The 16,834-nt window shown below is 71.7% G+C and carries 13 protein-coding genes; 10 read left to right on the plus strand and 3 right to left on the minus strand.

Annotated features, from left to right (window positions below):
* Positions 1-20 precede the first annotated feature (20 nt).
* From ACZ6ZQ_RS11785 to ACZ6ZQ_RS11800, 4 genes are all read left to right on the plus strand, one after another.
* The gene (locus tag ACZ6ZQ_RS11785) at positions 21-1,379 is read left to right on the plus strand and encodes an NYN domain-containing protein (protein WP_469768372.1); all 1,359 of its coding nucleotides are present in this window, start codon (positions 21-23) and stop codon (positions 1,377-1,379) included.
* Positions 1,380-1,700: 321 nt separating this feature from the next.
* Positions 1,701-2,729, plus strand: coding sequence for a C40 family peptidase (locus tag ACZ6ZQ_RS11790; RefSeq protein WP_453667136.1), 1,029 nt, complete (start codon positions 1,701-1,703; stop codon positions 2,727-2,729).
* Between the two features lie 201 nt (positions 2,730-2,930).
* On the plus strand, positions 2,931-3,965 hold the full coding sequence (locus tag ACZ6ZQ_RS11795; protein WP_469768373.1) for a C40 family peptidase: 1,035 nt from the start codon (positions 2,931-2,933) through the stop codon (positions 3,963-3,965).
* Between the two features lie 313 nt (positions 3,966-4,278).
* Entirely contained in the window at positions 4,279-5,496 is a 1,218-nt protein-coding gene (locus ACZ6ZQ_RS11800; RefSeq protein ID WP_469768374.1) for a hypothetical protein, read from the plus strand.
* Between the two features lie 288 nt (positions 5,497-5,784).
* Here the strand turns inward: ACZ6ZQ_RS11800 and ACZ6ZQ_RS11805 are convergent, their stop codons facing one another.
* Complete coding sequence (locus ACZ6ZQ_RS11805) at positions 5,785-6,321, minus strand: PadR family transcriptional regulator (protein WP_469768375.1); 537 nt, start codon at positions 6,319-6,321, stop codon at positions 5,785-5,787.
* A 105-nt stretch (positions 6,322-6,426) separates the two neighbouring features.
* Between ACZ6ZQ_RS11805 and ACZ6ZQ_RS11810 the strand changes: the two genes are divergently transcribed.
* Entirely contained in the window at positions 6,427-7,755 is a 1,329-nt protein-coding gene (locus tag ACZ6ZQ_RS11810; protein WP_469768376.1) for an MATE family efflux transporter, read from the plus strand.
* Here ACZ6ZQ_RS11810 and ACZ6ZQ_RS11815 read toward each other — a convergent pair.
* Positions 7,719-8,945 (minus strand): glycosyltransferase 87 family protein, encoded by a 1,227-nt coding sequence (locus ACZ6ZQ_RS11815; protein ID WP_469768377.1) that lies wholly within the window; start codon positions 8,943-8,945, stop codon positions 7,719-7,721. The genes ACZ6ZQ_RS11810 and ACZ6ZQ_RS11815 overlap by 37 nt on opposite strands.
* 101 nt (positions 8,946-9,046) lie before the next feature.
* Between ACZ6ZQ_RS11815 and ACZ6ZQ_RS11820 the strand changes: the two genes are divergently transcribed.
* On the plus strand, positions 9,047-10,189 hold the full coding sequence (locus tag ACZ6ZQ_RS11820) for a glycosyltransferase family 4 protein (RefSeq protein ID WP_469768378.1): 1,143 nt from the start codon (positions 9,047-9,049) through the stop codon (positions 10,187-10,189).
* A 381-nt stretch (positions 10,190-10,570) separates the two neighbouring features.
* Positions 10,571-12,187, plus strand: a complete 1,617-nt coding sequence (locus tag ACZ6ZQ_RS11825; protein WP_469768379.1) for a GMC oxidoreductase — start codon at positions 10,571-10,573, stop codon at positions 12,185-12,187.
* Here ACZ6ZQ_RS11825 and ACZ6ZQ_RS11830 read toward each other — a convergent pair.
* Entirely contained in the window at positions 12,184-13,980 is a 1,797-nt protein-coding gene (locus ACZ6ZQ_RS11830) for an AMP-dependent synthetase/ligase (RefSeq protein ID WP_469768380.1), read from the minus strand. The genes ACZ6ZQ_RS11825 and ACZ6ZQ_RS11830 overlap by 4 nt on opposite strands.
* A 238-nt stretch (positions 13,981-14,218) precedes the next feature.
* Between ACZ6ZQ_RS11830 and ACZ6ZQ_RS11835 the strand changes: the two genes are divergently transcribed.
* From ACZ6ZQ_RS11835 to ACZ6ZQ_RS11845, 3 genes are all read left to right on the plus strand, one after another.
* A complete protein-coding gene (locus ACZ6ZQ_RS11835) occupies positions 14,219-14,980 on the plus strand; it encodes a metallophosphoesterase family protein (protein WP_469768381.1) in 762 nt (253 codons plus the stop codon).
* A 65-nt stretch (positions 14,981-15,045) separates the two neighbouring features.
* A complete protein-coding gene (locus ACZ6ZQ_RS11840; RefSeq protein WP_453665121.1) occupies positions 15,046-15,495 on the plus strand; it encodes an SRPBCC family protein in 450 nt (149 codons plus the stop codon).
* Positions 15,496-15,506: 11 nt separating this feature from the next.
* Positions 15,507-16,805 carry an ArsA family ATPase gene (locus ACZ6ZQ_RS11845; protein WP_469768382.1) on the plus strand — a complete coding sequence of 433 codons (1,299 nt, stop codon included), beginning with the start codon at positions 15,507-15,509 and terminating at the stop codon, positions 16,803-16,805.
* The last annotated feature ends 29 nt before the right edge of the window (positions 16,806-16,834 follow it).

Genomic DNA, 16,834 nt, shown 5'->3' on the forward strand with positions numbered 1-16,834 from the left:
AGACAGTGGGGTGACGGATTGTGGAGCAGCCTGACAGCGGCGCCGGACCGGCCGGTGCCGGCGACGCCGCCGAGGCGCTCGACCGCCCGCTGCCGGAAGGTGTGCGGCGACGGGTCGTCGCGCTGGTCTCGGATGCCTTCGGCGGGCTGACCGTCACCGAACTCCCCGCCCAGTTGCGGCAGTACGCCCGGTTCACCCCCACCCGCCGCGCCAAGTTCGCGGGCAACGCCATGGCCGCCGCCCTGGAGGGCGACCCGCTGTTCCGCCAGCGCATCGGCGAGCGGCTGCGCGAGGCTCAGCCGGAGCTGACCGGTGCGCTGGAGTCGGGATCGCTGCCTGCGGCCGCCGACCCCGTCGATGTGGCCGCGGCCGCCTACGTACTGCGCCCGGTCGGCTGGGTGAAGCTGGTGGCCGCCGCGGGCGAGGAGGCCCAGCGCGCGGACGCCGAGCGTGCCGACGAGGAGGGCCGGCGCGAGCTGGAGCGGCTGCGCGAGGAGCTCGACCGGCTCAGGGCGCAGGCCAGGTCCGAGAGCGAGCGGCTGCGCGCCGAGCTGGAGGCCGCCCGCAAGGAAGCCGAATCGCTTCATCGCAAGCTGCGCAGCGCCCAGAGCGATGTGAAGCGCGGCGAGGCGGCCCTGCGCCGCAGCACCGCCGAGCTCGAGACGGCGAAGAACGAGGCGCACGCCCAGGTGTCCGCGGCCGAGAGCGAGACGCGTCGGCTCAAGGCCCGGCTCGGCGAGGCGGAGTCGGCCGTCGAGGCGAGCCGCAGAGCCGCCCGCGAGGGCCGCTCGATCGAGGACATGCGTGTGCGGCTGCTGCTGGACACCGTGCTGGAAGCGGCCTCGGGGCTGCGCCGCGAACTGGCCCTGCCGCCCGCGTCCCTCCATCCCGCGGACACCGTCGACGCGGTGGAGCCCGGCCGTATGACGCCCAAGGACATCGCGGCCCGTGCGCTCTCCGAGACCGATCCCGCACTGCTCGACCAGCTGCTCGCGCTGCCTCAGGTGCATCTCGTGGTGGACGGCTACAACGTCACCAAGACCGGCTATCCGACGATGCCGCTGGAGAAGCAGCGGCTGCGGCTGCTCGGCGGTCTCGCGATGCTCGCGGCCCAGACGGGCGCCGAGATCACCTGTGTCTTCGACGGTGCGGAGCTGGCCGCTCCGGTGCTGCTGGCGCCGCCGCGCGGTGTCCGGGTGCTGTTCTCCAAGCCGGGCGTGACCGCGGACGAGCTCATCCGTCAGCTCGTGCGGGCCGAGCCGCCCGGCCGGCCCGTGGTCGTCGTCTCCGCCGACCGCGAGGTCGCCGACGGAGTGGCGAAGGCGGGGGCCAGGCCCGTCGCGTCCGTATTGCTACTGAAGCGGCTTTCGCGCGTCTAGTAACGCTCGTAACTAACAGGCCTGATGCCTGATTTCGCGGAACGTACCGTCAAGTCGTCACTACTACGCGTGTGGTGTCTGTAAAGAATGTGCTCCGTGGGCCAGATTTTTCTCATGAGGATTTGAACTGATCACAAGAAGGTCACTAGGGTCAGGCCTCGAACCTTCGCGCGGTTGATCGTCCACCCGGGACGACAGCGAAGGAACCGCCGATTTCGTGCAGTTCAGCCCAATTTCGCGGGGGAGCTGACTCTGCGCGGAGCCGGGGATTCAACCCCCCACTGCCCGGTAGGCGGCTCGAGGAAGAAGGAGCTCGCCTTCGTGGCGTCCCACCGTCGTCCCAAGCAGCCGAGCCGCACCCGTGTGACCGTGCTCACCGCGACCGCCGCCGCGGCAGTCGCCCTGACCTCCCAGGCCGCGCAGGCCGCCCCGGCAAAGCCGAGCAAGGACGAGGTCAAGGCGAAGGTCGACGCGCTCTACCACGAGGCGGAGAAGGCCACCGAGGAGTACAACGGGGCCAAGGAGCAGCAGACCAAGCTCCAGAAGGAAATCGACGCGATCCAGGACAAGGTCGCCCGCGGTCAGGACGAGCTCAACACCCTGCGCGACAGCCTGGGTTCGGTGGCCAGCGCCCAGTACCGCTCCGGCGGCGTCGACCCGGCCATCCAGCTCTTCCTCTCCTCCGACCCGGACACCTACCTCGACAAGGCGTCCGCGATCGACCAGATCGGCGCCAAGCAGACCGCCGCGCTGGAGAACATCCAGTCGAAGCAGCGCACCCTCGCCCAGGAGCGCGCCGAGGCCGCCCGCAAGCTCGGCGACCTCGAGGACGTCCGCAAGACGCTGGGCGAGAAGAAGAAGAAGTACCAGGGCAAGCTCGCCGACGCGCAGAAGCTCCTCAACACCCTGACCGCCGCCGAGCGGGCGAAGATGCAGGAGGAGGAGCAGCGCGCCAGCCGCGACGCGGGCGACCGCGTGGACCTCGGCAACGAGGTCCCGGCGTCCCAGCGCGGCGCCGCCGCACTCAACGCCGCCGCCTCCCAGCTCGGCAAGCCCTACATGTCCGGTGCCGAGGGCCCCAACTCGTACGACTGCTCCGGGCTTACGCAGTGGTCGTACCGCCAGGCGGGCATCAGCATCTCGCGGACCACCTACACCCAGCAGAACGACGGCGTGAAGATAGGCCGCAGCCAGCTCAAGCCGGGCGACCTCGTCTTCTTCAACAGCCTTTCGCACGTCGGTCTGTACGCGGGAAACAACCAGATCCTGCACGCCCCGAAGCCGGGTGCCGTCGTCCGCTACGAGTCGATGGACTACATGGGCACCTTCCAGTTCGGCGTCCGGATCTGATCGCCGCCCCGCAGTTGACGCCCAATCGGGCGAATCGCGGGACCCTCCGCTGACAGCACGCCCCGCCGGTGACCTGTGATCTCCGGCGGGGCGTCACTGTGTGTACCCTTTGCGGCCTTTGGCTGCTCCGTGTCCACACCGTTACTGTCTGCCGCGCAGCAGCTGACCAAGCTGTGTCCAGCGGAAGGGAGTACGGCTCCTGTGGCGTCCCATCGCCGATCCTCAGCGTCCGGTTTCAATCGAGGCGCCCGGGTCACCCTCCTCTCGGCCGCGGTGGCGACCGCCGCTGCCGCGCTCGGCACCGCACCGGCCGGCGCCGACCCGGTCCAGACCCCCGAGGCCACCCGGGCCAACGTCGACCGGCTGTTCGAGCAGGCCGAGAAGGCCACGGAACAGCACAACAAGGCCGACGAGCGCGCCGACGAACTGCGCGACCAGGTGACGGCGGCGCAGGACCGGGCAGCACGCGGCCAGGAGCAGATCAACCGGATGCGGAGCACGCTCGGTTCGGTGGCCGGCGCCCAGTACCGCTCCGGCGGCATGGACCCCGCCCTCGCCCTGCTGCTCTCCGAGGACCCGGACACGTATCTCGACAAGGCCACGCTCCTCGACCGGCTCAGCTCCCGCCAGACCAGCGCCCTGCGCGATCTCCAGCGGGCCCAGCGCGAGCTCGGCCAGGAGCGGTCCGAAGCCACCCTGAAGCTGGCCGAGCTGGAGCGCACGCGGTCCGCCGTCGCCCGCCACAAGCGCACCGTCGAGGCGAAGCTCGCCGAGGCGCGGCGGCTGCTGAACTCCCTTCCACTGTCGGAGCGCGCGGCGTACGAACGCGCCTCCCGTTCCGGCCGCGGCGACGGACTGCCGGACCTGTCGGGCGGCCTCGGGCCGTCCTCCTCGCGGGCGGCCGCAGCCCTGGCGGCGGCCCGGAGCGCGGTCGGCAGGCCGTATGTGTGGGGCGCCAACGGGCCGCACAGCTTCGACTGCTCCGGGCTCACCCAGTGGTCCTACGCCCAGGCGGGCGTGGGGCTGCCGCGCACCTCCCAGGCGCAGCGTCACGCCGGACAGCAGGTGCCACTGTCGGAGGCCAGGCCCGGCGACCTCGTGACGTACCGCTCCGACGCCAGCCATATCGGGATGTACGTCGGCAACGGCCAGGTCGTGCACGCGCCCTATCCCGGGGCGAGCGTGCGCTACGACCCCGTGCGGATGATGCCGATCGCCTCGGTGACCCGCCCCTGACCAGCTGATCGCCCACCGGTCTCCCTTTCGACGGCGGCGCGCCCCTGCGGCTCGTGGCTCTTCGGCTCGCCTCCGGGGCGCCTCAGCCGCTGTCGACGGTCGATCGTGCTCAGTCCCTCGTGCCTCGGGACCTCCGCGCGGTCTCCCTTTCGACGGCGGCGCGCCCCTGCGGCTCGTGGCTCTTCGGCTCGCCTCCGGGGCGCCTCAGCCGCTGTCGACAGTCGATCGTGCTCAGTCCCTCGTGCCTCGGGACCTCCGCGCGGTCTCCCTTTCGACGGCGGCGCGCCCCTGCGGCTCGCATACGATCGGCAGGGTGGCTGGTCAGGGATGCTTCGGACGCAGGGCGGGACGGCGGGTGGCAGCGCTCGTCGCCGCCGGGCTGCTCGCCCTCGCGGGCGGCTGCGCCGGGCCCACGCCGACGGACACCACGACCCGTGACATCCAACGCACGCTCGACGCCCGGGCCGCGGCCGTGCTCGGGCACGACGAGGCCGGGTATCTCGCGGCCCTCGACCCCTCCGCCCGGCAGCTGCGGGAGACCGGGCGCAAGGAGCTCGCGAACCTCACGGACGTACCGCTGCGTTCCTGGGAGTACCGGCTCACCGGCGTGCGGCGCTCCGGCGGCCGTGCCATCGCCGAGGCACAGCTGCGCTACCGCTTCGACGGGTACGACAGCGCGCCCGTGACCACCGACCGCACCCTGGAGCTGGCCGAGCGTGACGGCCGCTGGTACGTCACCGCCGACCGCCCGGACCACGGCGGCGGCCAGCAGCTGTGGCAGCAGGGCGACGTCGAGGTCGTACGCGGCGCACACAGCCTGGTGCTCGGCGTCGGCCAGGACCGGGCGCGGCTCCGGCGGATCGCGGCGGAGGCGGACCGGGCCGTGCCCGCGGTCTCGGCCGCCTGGCCCGAGGCGTGGGCGGGGCGCGTGGTCGTCCTGGTGCCGTCCTCGCTGGACGCGATGGCGCGACTGCTGGGCGCGCCCGCGGCGGGGTACCGGGGGATCGCGGCGGTCACCACGGCCGAGACCGGCGGGAGCGGGGTGGGGCCGGCGGACCGGGTGGTCGTCAACCCCGAGGCGTACGCTCTGCTCGGCGAGTTCGGTCGGCGGATCGTCCTCACCCACGAGACCGCCCATGTCGCGACCCGGGCGCACACCTCCGCCAAGACCCCGATGTGGCTCTCCGAGGGATTCGCCGACTGGGCCGCCTACCGCGGCACCGACCGCACCGCCGGCCAGGCCGCGCCCGAACTGCAGCGCGCGGTCCGCCGCGGCGATCTCCCCGACCGTCTGCCCGCCGACGCCGGCTTCCGCTTCGGCGGCGACGCGGCGGCGCTCGGCCGCGCGTACGAGGGTGCCTGGCTGGCGTGCGAACTGATCGCCGAGCGCTGGGGCGAGGACCGGCTGACGGCGTTCTACCGGGCGGTGGGCGACGACGGGCCGGCGAAGGGCCTCCACGAGGTACTGGGTACGGACGTGGAGGTGTTCACGGCGGACTGGCGGGAGTACGTGCGGGCGCGCTTGGGGTGAGGCGGGGCGCGTGCCGTCCCGCACGGCGGGGCGAGTGTCGTCCCGTACGGCGCCGGGGCGGCTCGTGCCTCCGGCCTGAGTCTCCCCCTACGCCCCGCGGCGTGGGGGACCCCGGGACGGGCTCTAGGTCCTGTCCGGGCGATCTTCGAGGAACTGGCCGCGGCGTCAGATGCGGTGCATCGCAAGGCGGAGGATCGCCCTCGTACTGGGCGTACTTGGGTGACTCCGACAACGCAGCGAGGTGCCGTAGCTGTCGTCGGGGGCCCGACAAGATCGCCCGGACAGGGCCTAACCGTGGCCCGGAGGGTCCAGCTCGGCGATCGCCTCCGCCAGCCAGCGCTTCTCCTCCGTTCCCGTCGCACGGGCGATCCGCAGCATCCCCCGGCGGAAGAGGTCGTCCGCCTCCTCCGCCCGTACCGGCTTGCCGTCCCGGTAGAAGAAGCTGGCCGGCGTCTCCAGGAACGCCAGGCGACGGCGGAGCACGGCCGCCTGCTCGCGGCGGTCGGGCAGCTGCCCCAGAAACGCGAGCAGCGTGAAGAAGCGCTGCCCGTCGGTGATTTCGGCGTCCTTGGGGTGGCGCAGCCGCTCCAGCAGCGCGGCACGGCCGGTGTCGGTGAGGGACAGGATGCGGCGCGGCGCGGCGCTCGTGCCCGCCTCGGTGCGCTCCGCCAGCTTTCCGGCTTTCACGAGGCGGGTGAGCGCGGGGTAGAGCGCGCCGTCGCTGACCGGGCGGACATGGCCGCTCAGCCCTCTGATCCGTTCCTTCAACTCGTAGCCGTGCAGGGGCTGTTCACTGAGGAACCCCAGGATCGTCAGCTCCAGCAACGTCCGCTCCCCATCGGTTGTCGTGTCCGGCTACTCATGATACCTCTAATCGTGGTACCTCTAATCGTGGTACCTCGAAACGATGTACCACGATTAGGGGGGCTCATGGGGCATCGGAAACGGATCGTCGCGCTCGCCGGTCCCGTCTACTTCGAACTGCTCGCCGGTGTCGCGGCCGGGATCATCAACATGGTCTGGGTGGCCCGCCTCGGCGGCGCGGCCGTCGCCGCCGTCGCCGTGGCCACCAACGTCGAGAACCTGCTCCTCGGCGTGATCCTGATGGCCGGCTCCGGGACCACCGTGCTGGTCGCCCGGGCCCGCGGCGCCGAGGACCCGGGAGCCGTACGGGCTGCCGTACGCGGCGGCTCGGCGCTGTGCGCGCTCATCGTGCCGCCCGTCGCGGTCGGCGGGTACGTCCTGCGCGAGCCGCTCGCCCGGTTGGTGCTCGGCGGCGACGGCCCGCCCGCCGCTCTCGCTGCCGGGTATTTCGCGATCTCGCTCCCCGGCATGGCCGTCTTCTTCGCGACGAACCTCCTCGACGGCATCCTCAAGGGTGCGGGCGACACGAGCACCCCCATGCGCCTGGCCTTCCTCGCCAACGGTCTGATCCTCCTCCTCGACCCGCTGCTCATCGACCGGTACGGGGTGGGCGGCGCCGCCCTCGCCACCATCGCCGGCCGCTCGGCGGCCCTTGCCGCCGGGCTCGTCGCCCTGCGCCGCAACCCGGTGCTGCGCGCCGCCCGGGCCGCCCCTCCCGCCGGGTCCGCCGGGCCAGTCTTCGTAGGTGTGCGCCGAACCGCCCGCACCGGACTGCCCATGTCCGCCGACTTCGTCGTCCGCATGGCCGGCGCCCTCGCGCTCGTCGCCGTCGTCGCCCGGCTCGGGGTCACCGCCGTGGCGGCGTACGGCATCGCCACGAAGGCCATGTACGTGGCCACGATGGCGTTCTACGCCGTGCGCCAGGCCGCCTCCATCCACACCGCGCATCTGCTCGGTGCCGGGCGCGACGAGCGGCGAGCGGTCGGACGCCAGGCGCTGCTGGTCTCCGGGACGCTCGGCGCGGGCGCCGCGCTGTTGCTGCTGGGGCTCGCGCCGTGGGTGATGCGGGCCTTCGGCGCGGGCCCGGCGGTGGCCGGAGCCGGGGCGACGTACCTGCGCTGCCTGGGCCCGTATCTCATCCTGCTCGCCTGCTTCATCGCACTCGGCGGGGTCTTCGAGGGCGGCGGCGGCAGCGCCCTGGTCGCGCGGATCACCATCGTCGGATCACTGGTCCAACTGCCGCTCGCGTACGGGCTGTCGGCGCTCGGCCTGCCGGGCGTGTGCACTGCCATGGCCCTGGCCATGGCAGTGCAGTGCGCGGCGATCGCCCGGCTGTTCCGGCGGACCGCGCCCGCCCGTCAGGACCCGACAGTCTTCTTGTCGCGCACGGGCTGAGTGGGAAGTGCGTGCTGTCCCCGGCGCCGCTGCCCGGTGACCGTACTCGTCCACAGCCGTCGGCAGGCCAGCAGCGCCGCCGTCACGAGCAGCCCGTTGCGCACCGCCAGCAGCGCGACGCCGAGCGGATCGCTCGCCACCACTTCCGCGAACCAGATGGGGAACTCCAGGAACGTGACCCCGGTGGCCGCGAGCACCAGACAGGCGGGCGGCGCCATCCGGCTCGACCGGAACACGAGACAGACCGCGGCCAGACCCACCAGCCAGACCATGTACTGGGGGCTGATCACCCGGCTCGTGGTGGTGAACAGCAACACCGCGGTGAACGCCGCGTCGGCCGGGGTGCTCGCCGCGAACTCCCCGGCCCGCAGCCGCCACACCACCATCCAGCCGAAGGCCAGGAGCGTCAGCCCGAGCGCCACCGCGCTCACCAGCGGGACGTACGGGCCGAGGAACTCGACGGAGCCGTAGTTGAGCAGCACCTGTCCGTTCCAGCCGACGTGCCTGGCCACATGGAAGACCAGTGCCCCCAGCGACTCGATCTCGGTGCCCCGGTCGCGCTGGAAGCCGAGGAAGGCCAGCGCCCCCGGCATCGTGACCGTGAAGGCCAACAGCAGTCCGGTCCCCGTGACCGCCGCGGCGGTCCAGGACCGGCCCCGGCGCATCCCGGCCAGCAGGAGCACCGGCCACACCTTGAGCAGCGCGCCGAACCCGGCCAGTGCGCCCGCGAGCCCGGGCCGCCGTGCGGCCGTGAGGAGGGCGGCGACCGCGACCGCAGTCACCATCAGGTCGTAGCGCGCGTACACGGTCGGGCCGAGCAGCGGCACTCCCGCGACCCAGACCCAGATCCCTTTCAGGGACCTGCCGGGCCGCCGCCCCGCGTACAGCAGCAGCCCGGACACCACCGCGTCGCAGACCAGCGCCAGGACGAAGAAGGCGGAGACATAGCCGAGGAAGGGCAGCAGAGCGGGCGAGAGGATCGCGAGGGCGGCGGCAGGCGGGTACTGCCAGGTGACATCGTCCATCGGGTACGTGCCGGTCCTCAGCACCTCGTACCAGCCCTGGTAGATCACCGTGACATCGCTGGTCACATCGGGGCCGGTGACGTACAGGACCTTCAGGACCCAGAGCAGCAGGACGGTCCTGGTCAGGACCCACACCGCGACGGGCAGCACGGCTGCGCCCTTCATGACCACCTCATGCCGTTTCGTACCGCGCCAAGCGGCCATGATGCCCGGAACGACCGTATGCCCGCGAAGAGGCGTGGCCGCCGTTGGTACTGTCGGCGGCGATGGACAAGACCCTGATCGTGACCAACGACTTCCCGCCCCGGCCCGGCGGCATCCAGGCGTTCCTCCACAACATGGCGCTGCGCCTGGACCCCGAGCAGCTCGTCGTCTACGCCTCCACCTGGAAGCGCAGCCGCGAAGGCATCGAGGCCACCGCCGACTTCGACGCCGAGCAGCCCTTCACGGTCGTCCGGGACCGTACGACGATGCTGCTGCCCACCCCGCGGGTCACGCGGCGCGCGGTGGGGCTGTTGCGGGAGCACGGCTGTACGTCGGTGTGGTTCGGGGCCGCGGCGCCGCTCGGGCTGATGGCGCCCGCGCTGCGCAAGGCGGGCGCGCGGCGGCTCGTCGCCACGACGCACGGCCACGAGGCGGGCTGGGCACAGCTGCCCGTGTCCCGGCAGTTGCTGCGCCGGATCGGCGAGGGCACGGACACGATCACCTATCTCGGCGAGTACACGCGCTCGCGGATCGCCGCGGCACTGACGCCAGAGGCGGCGGGGCGGATGGTGCAACTGCCGCCGGGCGTCGACGAGAAGACCTTCCACCCGGGCTCGGGCGGAGACGCGGTCCGCGAGCGGCTCGGGCTCGCGGACCGCCCGGTGGTCGTCTGTGTCTCCCGGCTCGTGCCGCGCAAGGGCCAGGACACGCTGATCCTCGCCATGCCCGCGATCCTGGCGAAGGTGCCGGACGCGGTGCTGCTGATCGTCGGCGGCGGGCCGTACGAGAAGGAACTGCGGGGGCTCGCGCACTCGACCGGCGTGGCCGCGTCCGTGCGCTTCACGGGCGCCGTGCCCTGGGAGGAACTGCCCGCGCACTACGGCGCGGGTGACGTCTTCGCCATGCCGTGCCGTACGCGGCGGGCCGGCCTGGACGTCGAGGGCCTCGGCATCGTCTACCTGGAGGCCTCGGCGACCGGCCTCCCGGTCGTCGCGGGCGACTCCGGCGGCGCGCCGGACGCCGTCCTCGACGGCGAGACGGGCTGGGTGGTGCGGGGCGGTGTTCCCGAGGAGTCGGCGGACCGCATCGTGACTCTGCTGCAGGATCCGGAGCTGCGGCGGCGTATGGGGGAGCGGGGCCGCGACTGGGTCGAGGAGCGGTGGCGCTGGGACCTCCTGGCGGACCGGCTGCGGACCCTGCTGTAGGGCACCTGCGGCGAGCGACGGGCTCAACGGAAGCCTGTCCGGCGTTCCCGGCCGGACACCCTGCCGGGTACGCATCAAGCCTGTCCGGCATCTTGAGGCCGGGCACCCGGGCACCCGGGCGCGCCGGGCGGTGTGCGGCACCGGCCAAAGCCGTCCGGCATCTTGAGGCCGGGCACCCGGGCGCGCCGGGCGGTGTGCGGCACCGCCAAGCCCGTCCGGGATTCGAGGGCGGGACACCCTGCCGGGTACGCGTCAAGCGTGACCGGCGTTCGAGGACGGACACCCCCGCCGCGCCTGGCGGAAACGGCACTCTTGCACGCCGCCAAAGAATCACGCGCGGAGCGCATAGGCGGAACGCAAAAGTCCGCACATGCTGCGCACATGACACCAAATCTGACGCGCCGTCACCTCCTGGGTCTCGGCGCCCTCCAGGCCGCCGCAGCACTCGGGCTGGCGCGAATCTCCGTCGCCGCCCAGCCCGCCGCAGGCGCACAGGACCACACCCCCGCTCTCGTCATCGGCTCCGGCTACGGCGCCGCCGTCACCGCCCTCCGGCTCGGCGAGGCCGGCATCCCCACCCTCGTCCTCGAAATGGGCCGCCTCTGGGACACCCCCGGCCCCGACGGAAAGCTCTTCTGCGCCACCGGTACCCCCGACCACCGCTCCATGTGGTTCCGCACGCGCACCGAGGCCCCGCTCGCCCAGTTCCTCTGGCTCGATGTCGTCAACAAGAACATCACCCCCTACCCCGGCGTACTCGACCGCGTCCGCTACGACCACATGTCCGTGTACGTCGGACGCGGCGTCGGCGGCGGGTCACTGGTCAACGGCGGCATGGCCGTCACCCCGCAGCGCGCGTACTTCTCCGAGACGCTGCCGACCGTCGACGCCACCGCCATGTACGACACGTACTTCCCGCGCGCCCGCCAGATGCTGGGCGTCAACACCGTCAACCCTGCCTGGTTCGAGTCGACCGAGTGGTACCGCTTCACCCGGATCTCCCGCAAGCACGCCGCCAACGCCGGCCTGAAGACCACCTTCGTACCCAACGTCTACGACTTCGGGTACATGGAGCGCGAAGCAGCGGGCCAGGTCACCAGGTCCGCCCTCGCCGGCGAAGTCATCTACGGCAACAACCACGGCAAGCGCAGCCTCGACAAGACCTACCTCGCCGCCGCGCTCGGCACCGGCAACGTCACCGTCGAGACCCTCCACCGGGCCCGTGCCGTCCGCAGGCAACCGGACGGCACCTACGTCGTCACCGCCGATCGCATCGACGTGACGGGCAAGGTCGTCGCCACCCGCGACATCGGCTGCACGCGTCTGTTCCTCGGCGCCGGCAGTCTCGGCACCACCGAACTCCTCCTGCGCGCCCGGGAGTCCGGCGCACTGCCCGACCTCAGCCCCCACGTCGGCACCGGCTGGGGCACCAACGGCAACGTCATGACCGCCCGCGCCAACCACATGTGGGACACCGTCGGGGCCAACCAGGCGACCATGCCCGTCATGGGCATCGACGACTGGTCCAACGCCACCAATCCGGTCTTCGCCGAAATCGCCCCGCTCCCGATGGGTTTCGAGCACTGGATCAGCCTCTATCTGGCGATCACCAGGAATCCGGAGCGCGGCACGTTCAGGTACGACGCGGCCACCGACTCCGCGAAGCTCAACTGGACCCAGGCGCAGAGCCAGGTCTCCGTCGACGCGGCGAAGAAACTCTTCGACCGCATCAATCTGAGGAACGCCACGATCTACCGGTACGACCTGTTCGGCGGCAACAGGACCTTCGCCGACGACTTCACGTACCACCCGCTCGGCGGCTGCGTGCTCGGCCGGGCCACCGACGACTACGGCCGGGTGCGAGGGGCCCCCGGCGTGTACGTCACCGATGGAGCCCTCATCCCGGGCTCCATCGGCGTCAATCCGTTCGTCACGATCACCGCGCTCGCCGAACGCAACATCGAGCGCGTCCTCGCCGAGGACTACGCAGGGGCCTAGGCCCGGTAGATCCCCTCGATCTCGTCGGCGAAGTCCTTCGCCACCACGTTGCGCTTCAGCTTCAGCGACGGCGTGATGTGGCCGGCTTCCTCCGTGAACTGGGAGTCAAGGATTCTGAACTTCCGCACCGATTCCGCCTTGGAGACCGCGGCATTGCCGCTGTCCACCGCCCGCTGGATCTCCGCCAGCAGATCCGCGTCCTCGCGCAGCGAGGCAGCCGTCGAACCGGCCGGCTTTCCGTTGTCGGCGACCCAGCGGGCCAGGAACTCCTCGTCGATCGTGACCAGCGCGCCCACGAACGGCCGCCCGTCACCCACGACCATGCACTCCGCGACCAGCGCGTGAGCCCGGATACGGTCCTCGATGACCGCCGGAGCGACGTTCTTGCCGCCCGCCGTCACCAGGATCTCCTTCTTCCGGCCCGTGATCGCGAGGTAGCCGTCCTCGTCCAGCGTGCCGATGTCACCGGTGTGGAACCAGCCGTCGGCCAGCGCCTCCGCGGTCGCCGCCTCGTTGTTCCAGTACCCCGTGAAGACGTGCTCGCCGTGCACCAGCACCTCGCCGTCGTCGGCGATCCGCAGCACCGAGCCCGGCAGCGGCTGTCCGACCGTACCGATCTTCTGCCGGTCCCACGGGTTGAAGGCCGTGGCCGCACACGTCTCCGTCAGGCCGTACCCCTCGAGCACCGTGAAGCCGATGCCGCGGTAGAAGTGGCCGAGCCGCTCGCCCAGCGGCGCACCGCCGGAGATGGCGGCCTCACCGCGGCCGCCCAGCACCGCCCGGAGCTTGCTGTAGACGAGCCTGTCGAAGACCTTGTGCTTGAGCCTCAGTCCCAGCGACGGGCCCTGCGGGGTGTCGAGCGAGCGGCTGTACGCGATCGCCGTGTCCGCGGCCTTGTCGAAGATCTTGCCCTTGCCGTCCGCCTGGGCCTTCGCCCGCGCGGAGTTGTAGACCTTCTCGAACACGCGCGGCACGCCGAGGATCATCGTCGGCCGGAAGGAGGCGAGCTCATCGGTGAGGTTCTTGATGTCCGATACGCAGCCGAGCTTGATCGGCGCCATCGCCGGGGCGAGCGCGACCATACGGCCGAAGACGTGGGCGGCAGGGAGGAAGAGCAGGACGGAACTCTGGCCCGTGCGGAAGAGCGGCTTGAGGCGCTCGACCAGATTGCCGCACTCCGAGAAGAAGGCACGATGGGTGAGCACACAGCCCTTGGGGCGGCCGGTCGTGCCCGAGGTGTAGACGATCGTCGCCGGATCGTCGGCCTTGGCGACCGCGCTGCGCTCGTCGACCGTCTCGTCGGAGATCTCCACGCCGGCGGCGGTCAGTTCCTCGACCGCGCCCCGCTCGATCTGCCACACATGCTGGAGTGCCGGCAGCGAATCCCGTACGGCCCCGAGCGCGGCGGCGTGCGCATCGCTCTCGACGATCGCCGCGACCGCACCGGAGTCACCGATGATCCACTGCACCTGCTCCGGCGAGCTGGTCTCGTAGACCGGCACGGTCACACCGCCGGCGCTCCAGATCGCGAAGTCGAGCTGCACCCACTCGTAGCGGGTGCGGGACATCAGGGCGACCCGGTCACCGGGCTGGATCCCGGCGGCGATCAGACCCTTCGCGGCGGCTCGCACCTCGGCCAGGAACTGGGTCGCGGTGACATCCGTCCAGGCACCGGCGACCTTTCTGCCCATGACGGCGGTATCCGGATGCTGCGTGGCATTGCGGCGGATGAGATCCGTCAGATTGCCGTCCGTGGGGACCTCGTACAGGGCCGGAAGGCTGAACTCGCGCAAGACTGCTGCTCCTCATCGGGCGCCGGCGCCACGGCTCTGTGTGAACGCACCGGGGACTGCCCGGACGTTACCCATCAGTACTTGGTTCCGGATAGGGGGTCCCGGTCAGATGTTCCCTGCGTCACACCTGTGTGCCGCACCTCCGCGAACACTATTCCACCCGCCGGAGGACCAGGAAGTTACCGCAGGTCCGACCGCCTCTACCCAGTACCCCGCCGACGACCCTAGGGTGATCGACATGCGAGTTCATGTGGTCAGTGACGTGCACGGGAACACATCGGATCTGGCCAAGGCGGGCGACGGGGCCGACGCCCTGATCTGCCTCGGCGACCTGGTGCTCTTCCTGGACTACGCCGACCACTCCCGCGGCATCTTCCCCGACCTCTTCGGCGTGGAGAACGCGGACCTGATCGTCGAGCTGCGCACCGCCCGCCGCTTCGACGAGGCCCGCGAGCTCGGCCGCAGACTCTGGGCGGGGCTGGACCGGGACGCCGCCATCCTCGCCGCCGTACGCAAGCAGTACGCCGAGATGTTCGCCGCGTTCCCGACCCCGACGTACGCCACCTACGGCAATGTCGACATACCGACTCTCTGGCCGGAGTACGCGCGGCCGGGCACCACGGTCCTCGACGGCGAGCGCATCGAGCTGGACGGTCGCGTCTTCGGCTTCGTGGGCGGCGGACTGCGCACCCCGATGCGGACGCCGTACGAGATCTCCGAGGAGGAGTACGCCGCGAAGGTCGAGGCCCTCGGCGAGGTCGACGTCCTCTGCTCGCACATCCCGCCCGACGTTCCCGAGCTGACGTACGACACCGTTCCCCGGCGCTTCGAACGCGGCAGCCGGGCCCTGCTCGACGCGATCCGCAGGACGAGGCCCCGGTACGCCCTCTTCGGGCACGTCCACCAGCCGCTGGCCCGGCGCATGCGCATCGGCGCGACGGAGTGCGTGAACGTCGGGCACTTCGCGTCCACGGGCAGGCCGTGGGCCCTGGAATGGTGAGCCGTCCGGTCACGGTAGATTGCACACCGCAACCCCCGTACGGATAGCACTGGAGGAGCCCGGCGATGGCGGAACACACCAGCTCGAGCATCACCATCGACGCCGCACCGGCCGATGTGATGGGGGTGATCTCCGACTTCGCGCGCTACCCGGAGTGGACGGGCGAGGTGAAGGAGACCGAGGTCCTGGAGAAGGACGACCAGGGCCGCGCCGTGCAGGTCCGGCTGGTGCTCGACGCCGGCGCGATCAAGGACGACCACACCCTCGCGTACACCTGGACCGGTGAGAACCAGGTCTCCTGGACCCTGGTCAAGTCGCAGATGCTGCGTGCCCTGGACGGCTCGTACACGCTGGCCCCGGCCGGTGGCGGCGAGCGTACCGAGGTCACCTACCAGCTGACCGTCGACGTAAAGATCCCCATGCTCGGGATGATCAAGCGCAAGGCGGAGAAGGTCATCATCGACCGCGCCCTCGCCGGCCTGAAGAAGCGCGTCGAGTCCGGCCCGAAGGCCTGACGACCGCCCTCATGCGCACCGTTCTCGTCACCGGGCCCGGCGGCTCGGGCCGCACCACCGTCGCCGCGGCGACCGCGCTCGCGGCGGCACGGCGCGGTGGACGGACCCTGCTGCTCTCGGCCGAGGCCGACGCCGTGCTCGGAGTCCCGGTGGGGACCGCTCCGAGCCGGCTCACCGACGGGCTGTGGGCCGCGCGGATCGACTCCGGTGCGCATTTCCGCAGCGAGCTGCTCACCTTCCAGGAGCGCAGCTCCGCGGCCCTCGATCTGCTGGGCGCGCACAAGCTGGAGGACGCGGAGCTCACCGAACTCCCCGGCAGCGAGCAGTTCGCCCACCTTCGCGCGCTGCGGGACGCGGCGGCCGGCGACTGGGACGTACTGGTCGTCGACATGCCCCCGGTCCGCGACACCGTCGCCCTGCTGGCCCTGCCCGAACAGCTCCGCCGCTATCTGCGCCGGCTGCTGCCTGCCGAGCGGCAGGCGGCGCGCGCGCTCCGCCCCGTGCTCGCGCAGCTCGCCGGCGTCCCGATGCCCGCGCAGTGGCTGTACGAGACCGCCGCGCGCTGGGACACGGAGCTGGCGGCGGTACAGGAACTGATCGAGGGGCAGAGCACTAGTGTCCGGCTGGTCGCGGAGCCGGGACCCGCCGCCGAGGACACCCTGCGCACCGCCCGGACCGGCCTCGCCCTGTACGGGACGGTCGTCGACACTCTCGTGGCGAACCGGATCCTGCCGGGGGAAACGCCCGACCCCTGGCTCGCGGCGCTCCGCGCACAGCAGAGCAAGTGCCTGGCGGGCTGGTACGAGGAGTGGGCGCCCGCCGCCTCGCTCCGCGAGGTCCCCCACCTGGGCCGGGACCCGCGCGGCCTCGACGACCTGGCCGCGCTGGACGCGGTGCCGGCCACAGGACCGGACACGGAGCCGGGTGCCACCGTTTCCGAGTCGGCCGGCCACGGTGGCGGGCTCTGCCCGGGCGACGGCTTCGCGGCCGGAAACACGGGGCGCGGCGCCGGGCAGGGCCGTGTCTGCCTCCCGGGCACGGAAGAGCCCGGTGAGAAGGGACCTCGGGAGGACGGACCCGGGGAGGACGGCGAGCTCCACTGGGTGCTGCCGCTGCCGGGAGCCGTCAAGGAGGAGCTCGATCTGCTCCGCCGCGGTGATGAACTCTTCATCACGGTCGGCCCGTTCCGCCGGATCTTCCTCCTGCCCTCCGTCCTGCGCCGCTGCACGGTCTCCGGTGCGGGCCTCAGGGAAGGCCACCTGAGGGTCCGGTTCGCGCCGGACCCCGACCTGTGGCCGCGCAGACGCTGAAGGGTCCGCGGTCGTTCGGGTACCGTCAA

The organism is Streptomyces sp. NPDC053673, assembly GCF_055585225.1.

Coding starts and splice junctions, on each gene's coding strand:
- ACZ6ZQ_RS11810 (WP_469768376.1), top strand. CDS start 6,427: ATGGGGCATCGGAAACGGATCGTCGCGCTCGCCGGTCCCGTCTACTTC.
- ACZ6ZQ_RS11815 (WP_469768377.1), bottom strand. CDS start 8,945: ATGAAGGGCGCAGCCGTGCTGCCCGTCGCGGTGTGGGTCCTGACCAGG.
- ACZ6ZQ_RS11820 (WP_469768378.1), top strand. CDS start 9,047: ATGGACAAGACCCTGATCGTGACCAACGACTTCCCGCCCCGGCCCGGC.
- ACZ6ZQ_RS11825 (WP_469768379.1), top strand. CDS start 10,571: ATGACACCAAATCTGACGCGCCGTCACCTCCTGGGTCTCGGCGCCCTC.
- ACZ6ZQ_RS11835 (WP_469768381.1), top strand. CDS start 14,219: ATGCGAGTTCATGTGGTCAGTGACGTGCACGGGAACACATCGGATCTG.
- ACZ6ZQ_RS11840 (WP_453665121.1), top strand. CDS start 15,046: ATGGCGGAACACACCAGCTCGAGCATCACCATCGACGCCGCACCGGCC.
- ACZ6ZQ_RS11845 (WP_469768382.1), top strand. CDS start 15,507: ATGCGCACCGTTCTCGTCACCGGGCCCGGCGGCTCGGGCCGCACCACC.